Origin of the sequence: Arthrobacter sp. ISL-28 (assembly GCF_018613875.1) — a bacterium.
Taxonomy (GTDB): domain Bacteria; phylum Actinomycetota; class Actinomycetes; order Actinomycetales; family Micrococcaceae; genus Arthrobacter.
Genome location: NZ_JAGGPJ010000005.1, coordinates 1 through 10,876, shown reverse-complemented (window position 1 = coordinate 10,876; position 10,876 = coordinate 1). Strand labels below are relative to the sequence as shown.

The 10,876-nt window shown below is 65.3% G+C and carries 10 protein-coding genes and 1 pseudogene; 3 read left to right on the top strand and 8 right to left on the bottom strand.

The window, feature by feature from the left end:
- Positions 1-53: 53 nt before the first annotated feature.
- The 6 genes from yajC to pdxT all read right to left on the bottom strand — a co-directional run bounded on the left by yajC (position 54) and on the right by pdxT (position 4,659).
- Complete coding sequence (gene yajC / locus J7E80_RS02885; protein ID WP_215050166.1) at positions 54-437, bottom strand: preprotein translocase subunit YajC; 384 nt, start codon at positions 435-437, stop codon at positions 54-56.
- 246 nt (positions 438-683) lie between these two features.
- Complete coding sequence (ruvB, locus tag J7E80_RS02880; RefSeq protein WP_215049978.1) at positions 684-1,802, bottom strand: Holliday junction branch migration DNA helicase RuvB; 1,119 nt, start codon at positions 1,800-1,802, stop codon at positions 684-686.
- A complete protein-coding gene (gene ruvA, locus J7E80_RS02875; RefSeq protein WP_215049977.1) occupies positions 1,795-2,439 on the bottom strand; it encodes a Holliday junction branch migration protein RuvA in 645 nt (214 codons plus the stop codon). The genes ruvB and ruvA overlap by 8 nt, the downstream gene beginning before the upstream one ends.
- A gap of 80 nt (positions 2,440-2,519) precedes the next feature.
- Positions 2,520-3,098 carry a crossover junction endodeoxyribonuclease RuvC gene (ruvC, locus tag J7E80_RS02870; RefSeq protein ID WP_215049976.1) on the bottom strand — a complete coding sequence of 193 codons (579 nt, stop codon included), beginning with the start codon at positions 3,096-3,098 and terminating at the stop codon, positions 2,520-2,522.
- 79 nt (positions 3,099-3,177) lie between these two features.
- Positions 3,178-3,933 (bottom strand): YebC/PmpR family DNA-binding transcriptional regulator, encoded by a 756-nt coding sequence (locus J7E80_RS02865; protein ID WP_215049975.1) that lies wholly within the window; start codon positions 3,931-3,933, stop codon positions 3,178-3,180.
- 3 nt (positions 3,934-3,936) lie between these two features.
- The gene (gene pdxT, locus J7E80_RS02860) at positions 3,937-4,659 is read right to left on the bottom strand and encodes a pyridoxal 5'-phosphate synthase glutaminase subunit PdxT (protein ID WP_215049974.1); all 723 of its coding nucleotides are present in this window, start codon (positions 4,657-4,659) and stop codon (positions 3,937-3,939) included.
- A gap of 90 nt (positions 4,660-4,749) precedes the next feature.
- On the opposite strand from pdxT, the gene J7E80_RS02855 reads away from it, so the two are divergent.
- On the top strand, positions 4,750-6,042 hold the full coding sequence (locus J7E80_RS02855; protein WP_215049973.1) for a Mur ligase family protein: 1,293 nt from the start codon (positions 4,750-4,752) through the stop codon (positions 6,040-6,042).
- A complete protein-coding gene (locus J7E80_RS02850) occupies positions 6,039-6,779 on the top strand; it encodes a type 1 glutamine amidotransferase (RefSeq protein WP_215049972.1) in 741 nt (246 codons plus the stop codon). The genes J7E80_RS02855 and J7E80_RS02850 overlap by 4 nt, the downstream gene beginning before the upstream one ends.
- Positions 6,780-6,844: 65 nt before the next feature.
- Here J7E80_RS02850 and J7E80_RS02845 read toward each other — a convergent pair whose 3' ends face one another.
- Complete coding sequence (locus tag J7E80_RS02845) at positions 6,845-8,122, bottom strand: CapA family protein (protein WP_251036376.1); 1,278 nt, start codon at positions 8,120-8,122, stop codon at positions 6,845-6,847.
- Positions 8,123-8,206: 84 nt separating this feature from the next.
- Between J7E80_RS02845 and J7E80_RS02840 the strand changes: the two genes are divergently transcribed.
- A complete protein-coding gene (locus tag J7E80_RS02840) occupies positions 8,207-10,219 on the top strand; it encodes a M3 family metallopeptidase (protein WP_215049971.1) in 2,013 nt (670 codons plus the stop codon).
- 73 nt (positions 10,220-10,292) lie between these two features.
- Here J7E80_RS02840 and J7E80_RS02835 read toward each other — a convergent pair.
- Positions 10,293-10,876: pseudogene (locus J7E80_RS02835) on the bottom strand (pyridoxal 5'-phosphate synthase lyase subunit PdxS); the annotation flags it as partial.

The window sequence follows — 10,876 nt, the reverse complement described above, 5'->3', positions numbered from 1 at the left end:
GCAGCTCCCCGCCGTTGATGCTGGTATCCAGCGGGGCAGGACGCGGCGGCGGACTAGATGTCCTTTTTGCCCTCGTCGTTAAGGCGCTTCACGGTTTCGTCCGGCGTTTCGTCGACGGCGGTGGTGCTTACGTCCTGGTCAGTCGTGAGGGACGACGCATCATCGGGCACAGCCTGGGTTTCCGTAACCGGCTCAACGATCTTGGTGACGGCCTGCCGGTGGACGGTGGCAAGGTTCCCCGGCGACAGTTCCAGCAGAACCTTGTTGTTGTCCTCATCGATCGACACGATGCGGCCGAAGAGGCCGAAACTGGTCATGACCTCGATGCCCGGTGCAAACTGCGACTGGAGGGCGGCCTGCTGCTGCTGGGTCTTCTTGTTGCGGCGGAACATCATGAAAATGAAGACGCCGAGCATGACGAACAGCAAGATGGTCATGATGTCGATGCCGCCGCCGGCCTGCGGCTGGGCCTGGGCAGAAATATGTCCGAACACAGGAAAAGTTCCGTTCTGTACTTGCATAGCTGGTTGACGGCACCGTCCGTCCCGCACGCATTCTCGGGCCAATTTAATGACCGGCAGCAGCGACCTGTTGGGGCCGGCCACGTAAACAAGACACGAAAACAGAGACACGGACGTGCCGAGCGTCATTCCAGTCTAGAGGGAAAAGCTGGAAGGACGCTGTTATTGGGTATTGGAAATCCATTCGGACGCTGAATCTTTACCTGCCGCCCCCGCGCCATCTTCCCCGTCGCGATCCGCACCGTCGTCGAACAGGTCCAGCGTTTCCTGGCCAAAAACTCCGGCGGGAACCGCGAAACCCAGGTGGGTCCAGGCTGGGGCCATGGCGATGCGTCCCCGGGGTGTGCGGCCCAGAAGTCCCTCGCGGACGAGGTACGGCTCAGCCACCGTCTCGACCGTCTCCGGTTCTTCCCCCACCGCGATGGCCAGGGTCGAAAGGCCAACCGGGCCGCCGCCGAACTTGGTGATGAGCGCCTCCAGCACCGCACGGTCCAGCCGGTCAAGTCCCCGTTTGTCCACCTCGTACATATCCAGGGCTGCGGAAGCGGACCGCGCGTCGATCTGCTCGATACCGTGCACCAGGGCCCAGTCGCGGACGCGGCGCAGCAGCCTGTTGGCGATACGCGGTGTACCGCGGGACCTGCTGGCGATTTCGCTGAAACCTGCGGAGTTCACCTTCAGGTCCAGGAGACCAGCGGATCGGCGAAGCACGAGCTCGAGCTCTTCGACAGAGTAAAACTCCAGATGCCCCGTGAAGCCGAATCTGTCACGCAGCGGCCCGGGCAGGAGACCTGCACGCGTGGTGGCGCCGACCAGGGTGAAGGCGGGCAGTTCCAGCGGGATGGCTGTGGCACCGGCCCCCTTGCCCACCACAATGTCCACGCGGAAGTCCTCCATGGCCATGTAGAGCATTTCCTCTGCGGGGCGGGACATCCGGTGGATTTCGTCCAGGAAGAGGACCTCACCCTCGGAGAGCGAGGACAGAATGGCCGCGAGATCACCCGCGTGCTGGATGGCTGGCCCGCTGCTGATCCGCAACGGCGCGTTCATCTCCGCGGCGACAATCATGGCCAGCGTGGTCTTTCCGAGGCCGGGCGGACCGGAGAAGAGGACGTGATCGGCACTGCGGCCGCGCATGCGGGACGCCTGCAGCACGAGGGACAGCTGCTTGCGGACGCGGTGCTGGCCCACAAAGTCGTGCAGGTTCTTGGGCCGCAGGGCCGCTTCGATGGCCCTCTCCTCGGGTTCCTCTCCCCCGGCTACGAGGGACGGTTCAGCCACGGCTGCCTACCCTGTTGCCGGCCCTGGCCCCGTCCTGGCCAAGCCAGCGCAGGGTGGTCCGCAGAATCTCGGCGACATTGCCCTGGTCCGCCAGGTCGGGGGTCTCGGCGAGGGCTTTATCGATGCTGCCGGTGGCGTCCTTCTCCGACCAGCCGAGGCTGGTCATGGCGGCCACCACCTGCGGTTTCCAAACCGATTCGCCGGAGGGGGCCGGGGCGGCGCTGGCCGCAGTGCCGTGCGGCACGAGCTTTCCGGCGAGCTCGAGCACGATGCGGCCGGCAACTTTCGGGCCGATGCCCGGAACCTTAGTGAACGTTTTGCTGTCCCCGGTGTGCGCCGCGACCCGGATAGCTTCAGGATCATGGACCGCCAGGACGGCCAGGGCAAGCCTCGGGCCTACCCCGCTGACGCTGAGCAGGACGTCGAAGACCTCACGTTCGTCGTCGCTGGCGAAGCCGAAGAGGGTCAGGGAATCTTCCCGCACAATCAGGGACGTGAAGAGCTTCCCTTGCTCGCCCGTGCGGAGCCTGCTGAGGGTCTGCGGAGTGGCGTTGACACTCATGCCGGCCCCGTTAAGGTCGATCACGGCAGTCGACAGGCCAACGTGCGCTACGGTTCCGCGGAGAAAACTTATCAAGGCCGGGCTCCTGAACTACCGCCGGCTAAAACCGACTATCCGAACATATCTACGAATACCCTAGCAAGGGCCCCGGACAATCAGCGCGCACGGCGCGCCTTGGCCTCCGCCTCGGCCCAGGCACGCTGCGCCGGCGTCAGCGACTGGCTGCCCGGCCCGGTGGTGGCAATTGAGGCTCCGCTGCCAGCCCGCCACGCATGTGTGATGGCTAGGGCAAGCGCATCGGCGGCGTCCGCCGGGCGGGGCGGGGCGTCCAGCCTAAGAATCTTGGTCACCAGTTTGGTGACGGCGTCCTTGTTCGAGCTTCCGCTGCCGGTTACCGCCGCTTTGACTTCCGACGGCGTGTGGAGAGCCACCGGGATTCCCCGCCGGGCGGCTGCGGCTATCACGACGCCGGAGGCCTGGGCGACGCCCATGACGGTGCTGACGTTCAGCTGGGAGAACACGCGTTCCACGGCCAGTACGTCGGGCGCATACCGGTCGAGCCAGTCATCAATGGAGAGCGCGATGACCAGGAGGCGCTGATCCAGAGTCTCCTGGGGAGAGGTCCCCACCACGCCGACGGCCACCATGGTGGCGCGGCGGTTCTTTTCCACGTCCACCACGCCGATGCCGCAGCGGGTAAGACCGGGATCAACACCCAGTACGCGCAGCGTCACTTTCCGGCCCCCCATCAGGAAACAAGCGTTCAGGAAACGGAGCGGTCCGGAAAGAACGCTCAGAAGGCAAAGCGGGAAGTCACTCGGCTTCCAGTGCAGCCTGCACTTCGTCACTGAGGTCAGCGTTGCTGTAGACGTTCTGCACGTCGTCAAGGTCTTCGAGGGCGTCGACGAGCTTCATAAACTTCTTGGCGGCATCCAGGTCAAGCGGCACCTCCATCGACGGGACGAACTCGGCCTCGTCGGTGTCGTACTCGATCCCGGCTTCCTTGAGCGCGTCACGGACAGCCTGAAGGTCCTTCGGGTCCGAGTGGATTTCAAAAGCGTCGCCGTTGTCCTTGACTTCCTCGGCGCCCGCCTCGAGCACGGCCATCAGGACGTCGTCCTCGCTGAGGTCGTTCTTCGGAAGGGTCACCACGCCCTTGCGTGTGAAGAGATAGCTGACTGAACCGGGATCGGCGATGGTGCCGCCGTTGCGGGAGATCGCCAGCCGCACCTCGGAGGCCGCGCGGTTCTTGTTGTCGGTGAGGCACTCGATCAGCAGCGCTGAGCCCTGCGGGCCGCGAGCTTCGTACATGATCTCCGTGTAGTCCACAACTTCGCCGGTGAGGCCGGCGCCGCGCTTGATGGCACGGTCGATGTTGTCGTTCGGCACCGAGGTCTTCTTGGCCTTGGTGACAGCCAGTTCCAGCCCGGGGTTGCCGGCGAGGTCAGGTCCGCCCATGCGGGCCGCAACCTCAATGTTCTTGATCAGTTTGGCGAACGACTTTGCCCGGCGGCTGTCAATGATGGCCTTCTTGTGCTTGGTCGTTGCCCATTTGGAGTGGCCTGACATGCTTTACGCTTCTCCTCTGATCATGCGGATAAAAAGTTCATGCACGCGCTTCTCCCCCGTCACTTCCGGGTGGAAGGAGGTGGCCAGCAGTTGGCCGGAGCGCACTGCAACAATTCTAGCTGTCCCCTGCAGATCGGCCGCGTGGGAGGCGTGGGCCGGGTCCGCCGGCTCCACCTGGGCCAGCACCTCGACGCCGGGTCCCACCCGCTCCACCCACGGTCCACGGATGAAGACAGCGTGCACGGGCGCCACGCCCACTTCAGTAGCGCTGAAGTCCAGGCCCTTGAAGTCCAGATCGGTTTCAAAGGACTCCCGCTGGCGGCCGAAGGCGTTGCGCCGCACAGTGATGTCCAGGCCGCCGAAGGTCTGCTGGGGATTGCCGGCCAGATCGGTGGCGGGATCGGCGATGTCGTGCGCGAGCAGGATCATCCCGGCGCAGGACCCGTACACGGGGAGGCCTTCGGCGATGTGCTTGCGCAGCGGGTCCGCGAGCTCGAAGGCCCGCGCGAGTTTGTCGATCGCGGTGGATTCCCCGCCGGGAATGATGAGTCCGTCCAGGCCGTCCAGTTCCGCAGGCCGGCGGACGCCGACGCCGGTGGCACCGGCCGTTTCGACGGCGCGCAGGTGCTCGCGGAAGTCGCCTTGGAGTGCCAGGACGCCGATGCGCAAGCCTGTACCGATGCCTGCACTAAGGCGCGGAACCGCGGCAGAAAGGGGATTGGTCATCCAAATATCATAGTGTGCCGGACGCTGTCGCAGGTCCCGCCGGCACTGCCCGGCCTGATTGCATGCCGCTACTGGGATATATTACAGAGCATGTTTTCCTTCAGCGTTATGCTCGGCAAGCTCGTCCGCCGGGCTACCCGGCTCCGGGGCGGAGGCTCCGCTTTTCCTGGGCTGGTGGTCGAGAAGATCGACCCCGGCTTCATGCAGCGGACACTGTCCACCCTCCCCCACGGTGTGGCGGTGATCAGCGGAACCAACGGCAAAACCACCACCACGAAGATGGTGGTGGAACTGCTCGAAAGCCAGGGTCTGAAGGTGTTTACCAACCGCACCGGCAGCAACTTCACCAGGGGCGTAGCTGCCGCACTGCTGGGCGAGGTGGACTGGCGCGGCCGCCTCGAGGCGGACATCGCCGTGCTGGAGCTCGACGAAGCCCACGCCGTGCACTTCGTCAACCGGGTTCCGCCGCGTTACAGCCTCCTGCTGAACGTGCTGCGCGACCAGCTGGACCGCTTCGGGGAAATCGACAAGACTGCCCAGCTACTCCAGCACATCGCCTCCAAGACCACCGGGACCGTCGTCCTGAACCGCGAAGACACGCGCGTCGCCCGGATCGCCGAAAAACTGGACGGCCCTGAGGTCCGCTACTTCGGGCTGGACGACTCCCTGCTCAGCACTTTCCCCAATGATGACGAACTGCGGGCCGGTCCCGGCAGCCCCCCGCTGGCGGCCGTACCGCAAAAGCCGCATGCCGACGTCGTTCTCCGCCGCGTGGGCGCGGACAACGCCGATTTTGAGTACGACGGCGTCACGGTCACCACTGCGATGAAGCTCCGCGGCGTCTACAACATCTTCAATGCGGCCGCGGCCCTGTCCCTGGCCCGCAGCATCTGTGGCAGCGGCGCTGGCACAGCAGACAACAGCGCCCTGCTCGCTGCCCTTTCCCAGGTGGCACCGGCCTTCGGCCGAGGTGAGAGCCTCGTCGTCGACGGCCTCCCGCTGGATCTGGTCCTGGTCAAGAACCCGAGCGGTTTCCGGCTGGGGCTGAAATCCTTCCCGGCAGGCGGCTATGCCACCATGATCGCCATCAACGACAACTACGCGGACGGCCGCGACATGTCCTGGCTGTGGGACGTCGACTTCGAGTCTCTCCGCGCGGACGGCGTGGACCAGCTGACCGGCTCGCGCGCTTACGACATGGCACTGCGGCTGCAGTATGACGAAGTACCGGTCAGCGACGTTCAGACGGAGATTGCCCCCGCGCTGGCCGACTTTATCCGCAAAGGCCAAGGCAAGCCGAAGCGAGTATTCTGCACATATACGGCCATGCTCGCCATCCGCCGCGAATTGTCCAAAATCACCACAGTGGAGGTGGTCTCGTGACCCCCGGGACAACGGGGAGCAAGGGAACCATCAGGGTCCTGCAGCTATATCCCCGCGACATGAACATCTACGGTGACTGGGGCAACGCCCTGGTCTTGCAGCAGCGGCTGAAATGGCACGGCTACACACCAGAGCTGCTGGAGTACAACGTGGGTGACGCCTTTCCCGACCAGGTGGACATCATCGTCGGCGGAGGCGGGCAGGATAGCGGGCAGCTGGTCATCCAGGATGATCTGCAGTCCCGCGCTGAAACGCTGAGGAACATGACCGAAGATGGCACCCCCATGCTGCTCATCTGCGGCATGTACCAGCTGTTCGGGCGCTTTTTCAAGACCCGCACCGGTGAGGTCATTCCCGGCATCGGCGCTCTCGATGTGGAAACCTACGGCACGGACGAACGGCTGATCGGCAACGTGAAGGTCACCACGGCAGAGTTCGGTGAGGTGCTTGGCTACGAAAACCACTCCGGGCAGACCAGCCTCGGCCCCGGCGTGGCGCCACTCGGCACCGTGGCCAAGGGAACCGGCAACAACAGCAGCGACGGTCAGGAGGGGGCCCGCTACCGCAACATCGTGGCGAGCTACCTGCACGGATCGCTGCTGCCCAAGAACCCTGCCATCGCCGACTACCTGATCCGGACCGCCGTCGAGCGGAAGTACGGCAGCTTTACGCCGGGCACGCCCGACGACCACTATGCGGTACTGGCCAGGGAGCACGCCGCCCGCCGCCCCCGCTAAAGCAGAGCCCGCCCTAGTGAGCCCCCTTAGCGGAATGCCGCTAAAGGGGGCCGGCTACGACCCGGTCACCGCTCCTTGGTGATGAGGAGCTCGTGGGCCCCTGCCTTCGCTGCCCCCATCGACTCCACCACCGTCTTGGTCCGCTGCCGCGTCTCGGCGTCGGCGGCAGGGCCGGCACAGGCGCCCTGCGGCGCGTCTGACGCCACCGAACACCAGCGGTAGGGAGCATTGACGATGACGGAAGGTGCCCAGCCCAGATCGGCGGCCACCCATTTTCCGTCAGCACCCTGGCTGAACTGGGCCCGCACCAGCAGTCCCTCGTTGTTGACCACGTAGGTGGGCGACAGCTCCGTCACGCCGTTGCCTAGCCCGTAGACAATCCACGTACCTTTGTACTTTTCAATCGGCAGCACGGAGTGCGTGTGGTGGCCATAGATCATGGTGAACTGCCCGCTGTCCACGAGGGCGTGCGCCACTTCCTGCTGCTGGGCATTCGGAGCGCTGGCATATTCGTCACCTGCGTGCATGACACCGAGCACGATGTCCGCGCCAAGCTGCCTGGCCCTCTTCGCCTTCGCAATCATGGCCGGGGCGTCGAGCATGTCCACCTGCCAGTCCTGTTCCGGAATCTGTCCATTGAGGCCGTAGGTGGCCTCGATGACGGCGATCTGTGCGGCTTCCGTCGGCAGGATGAGGATACCTTTCGCCTCCGCCTCCGTGCGGTAGGAGCCGGTGTGCTGCAGGCCGGAGGCATCCAGCGCGTCCAGGGTCCGGATCAGGCCTTCCGTGCCCTGGTCGATCGTGTGGTTGCTCGCCGTAGTGCACGCCTGATAGCCCACGGATTTGGAGGCAGCGATGATCTGCGGCGGCACGTTAAACGAGGGGTAGGCCGAGAAGGGACCAGCGGGAGCTGCCACCGGCGTTTCCTGGTGGCAAATGGCAAGGTCGCTCTGCTCGATATAGCCCCGCTGGCCCTCGAGCAGCGGGCCGAAGTCCAGCCCCTTGGCGCCCGTCGCGAACGCATCCTGGCGCGCCTGCTCCCACAGTTGGGTGTGGACGAGCATGTCACCGGTGACGAGGACCGAGGCGCAGCGGACAGCCTTGCACTCCGGTCCTGCGCCCGGCGTCGGCGTGGGGCTGGGCGTCGGACTCTGGCTCGCTTGCGTCGGCGACGCTGATGCGCCGGGCGAGGCACTGACCGTACCCTGCCCCCCGCCGGCGGATCCGCCCGACCTGTTGCCCTGCTCGGCGACGACGCCGCAGGACGCTAAAGACGCCATCAGCGATGCCGCCGCAATCGCCCGGGCCGACCGGCTGAAAAATGTGGTGTCAGAATTCCCCATGTCCGTAATCCTACGGTGGTGCACCGTCCAAAAACGTGACCGCCCATCATTGTGAACTCCACGGCTGCATGAAAGGGTTGCTTCATGACTAATCCCCTGCTGAGCCCGAGCGAACTGCCGTTCGGGCTGCCTCCCTTTGCGGCCATTCAGGACAACCATTACGCCGAAGCAGTTGATGCCGGGCTTGCAGAACATTTGGCAGAGATCCAGGCCATTGTGGACAACCCGGAGCCGGCAAACTTCGAGAACACCGCGCTGGCCATGGAACGCTCAGGCCGGCTGCTGCAGCGGGCGGCTGCCTCCTTCTTCACGCTGGTGTCGGCGGACGCCTCGGACACCATCGAGGAACTCGAAACGGAGCTGTCGCCGCGATTCACCGCGCACCAGGATGCCGTCTATCTCAACCGGGCGCTGTACGAGCGCTTCGCCGCCGTCGATACGGAAGGCCTCGACTCGGAGTCGCAGCGGCTTGTTGAGGAATACCTCAAGGAATTCCGCCAGTCCGGAATCCAGCTCAGCGACGAAGGGCAGGAAAAGCTCAAGGAACTGAACGCCGAGCTTGCCAGGCTGGGCACCGAGTTCGGCCAGCGTGTCAAGGAGGGCATGAAGAGTGCGTCCTTGCTGCTGGACGATGCCGCCGACCTGGCTGGCCTCCCGGCGGACGAGATCTCCAGCGCCGCGGAAGCCGCCCGATTGGCGGGGCATGAGGGGAAGTTCCTCCTGACCCTCATCCAGCCGAGCAGCCAGCCCGCCCTGGCTTCCCTGGAGAACCGTGAGGTCCGCCGCCGCCTCTATGAGGCATCCATCGCCCGGGGCAGCAGCGGAGGCAGCCTTGATGTGCTGGACCTCGTCAGGTCCATGGTGCGGCTGCGTGCGGAGAAGGCTGCCCTGCTGGGCTTCGCCAACTTCGCCGAACTCGTGGTGGACCGGCAGACGGCGCCGGACTTCGGGGCGGTCCGGACCATGCTTAACCGGCTGGCACCGCCGGCCGTCCGCAACGCCGACGCCGAAGCAGCGGCCTTGGCCGAGAGCGCCGGGCACCCGCTTGAAGCCTGGGACTGGTCCTACTATTCCGCCAAAGTGCGCCGCGAACGCTACGCGGTGGACGAGCAGGCCATCCGGCCGTATTTCGAGCTGAACCGGGTCTTGGCTGACGGTGTGTTTTTCGCCGCCACGTCGCTGTACGGCATCACGTTCCAGGAGCGGCCGGACCTCTCCGGCTACCACGAGGATGTCCGGGTCTGGGAGGTGCGCAACGAGGACGGCTCGGAGCTGGGGCTCTTCCTCGGCGACTATTACACGCGGGAATCGAAGCGGGGCGGAGCCTGGATGAATTCGCTGGTCGACCAGGCCGAACTCCTGGGCACGAGGCCCGTAGTGATCAACAACCTGAACATCTCCAAGCCGCCGGCCGGCGAGCCCACCCTGCTGACGCTCGACGAAGTCCGCACCCTCTTCCATGAGTTCGGGCACGCCCTGCACGGACTTTTCTCGGACGTCACTTATCCGCGGTTCTCAGGGACCAATGTGCCGCGGGACTTCGTCGAGTACCCGTCCCAGGTGAATGAAATGTGGATCATGTGGCCCGAGGTCTTGGCCAATTACGCACGCCACCACGCCACGGGAGAACAGCTCCCCCAGGACGTCGTTGACCGGCTGAACGAATCGCGTCTTTGGGGCGAGGGCTTCGCCACCACGGAGTACCTGGGCGCCGCGCTGCTGGACCTGGCGTGGCACGTCCTCGATGCCGGCAGTGTTCCCCAGGACCCCCTGGAGTTCGAGGCGAAGGCACTGGCCGCGGCGGGAGTGGCGCACACCCTCATACCGCCGCGCTACCGCTCGGGCTACTTCCAGCACATCTTCGCCGGAGACTACTACGCCGCGGGCTACTACTCCTATATCTGGAGCGAGGTGCTGGACGCGGAGACCGTCGACTGGTTCACCGAGAACGGCGGCCTCAGCCGCGCCAACGGCGACCGTTTTCGCACCGAGCTCCTGGCCTGGGGCAACAGCAGGGACCCGCTGGAATCCTTCCGCACATTCCGCGGCCGGGATGCCAAGCTTGAGCCGCTCCTGAAGCGCCGCGGCCTCGAATAACCCCATCGATTGCTCCGTAACCGCCGTTTTGGTCGCTCTAAAGGGCGGTTACGGAGCAATCGAGTGAAGGAAGTTACCAGCCGCGCTCGGCGAGGCGGTGCGGCTGCGGGATCTCGTCAACGTTGATGCCCACCATGGCTTCACCCAGGCCGCGCGAGGCCTTGGCGATGACATCGGGGTCATCGAAGAAGGTGGTGGCCTTCACGACGGCGGCGGCCCGCTGGGCCGGGTTGCCGGACTTGAAGATGCCCGAGCCGACGAACACGCCGTCGGCGCCGAGCTGCATCATCATCGCGGCGTCGGCCGGGGTGGCGATGCCACCGGCGGTGAACAGCACCACGGGAAGCTTGCCGGTGGCGGCAACTTCCTTGACCAGTTCGTACGGGGCCTGCAGCTCCTTCGCCGCAACATACAACTCGTCCTCGGGCAGGGAGGACAGCCGGCGGAGCTCGGCGCGGATCTGGCGCATGTGCGTGGTGGCGTTGGAGACGTCCCCGGTGCCGGCCTCGCCCTTGGAACGGATCATGGCCGCGCCCTCGTTGATGCGGCGCAGCGCCTCACCGAGGTTGGTGGCACCGCAGACGAAGGGAACGGTGAATTCCCATTTGTCGATGTGGTTGGTGTAGTCGGCCGGGGTCAGGACCTCGGACTCGTCGA

What these genes read in the sequence shown, in the direction of transcription:
- pdxT (WP_215049974.1), bottom strand. Translation starts at nt 4,659, where the DNA reads ATGACCAATCCCCTTTCTGCCGCGGTTCCGCGCCTTAGTGCAGGCATC.
- yajC (WP_215050166.1), bottom strand. Translation starts at nt 437, where the DNA reads ATGACCATCTTGCTGTTCGTCATGCTCGGCGTCTTCATTTTCATGATG.
- J7E80_RS02855 (WP_215049973.1), top strand. Translation starts at nt 4,750, where the DNA reads ATGTTTTCCTTCAGCGTTATGCTCGGCAAGCTCGTCCGCCGGGCTACC.
- J7E80_RS02840 (WP_215049971.1), top strand. Translation starts at nt 8,207, where the DNA reads ATGACTAATCCCCTGCTGAGCCCGAGCGAACTGCCGTTCGGGCTGCCT.
- J7E80_RS02845 (WP_251036376.1), bottom strand. Translation starts at nt 8,122, where the DNA reads ATGGGGAATTCTGACACCACATTTTTCAGCCGGTCGGCCCGGGCGATT.
- J7E80_RS02865 (WP_215049975.1), bottom strand. Translation starts at nt 3,933, where the DNA reads ATGTCAGGCCACTCCAAATGGGCAACGACCAAGCACAAGAAGGCCATC.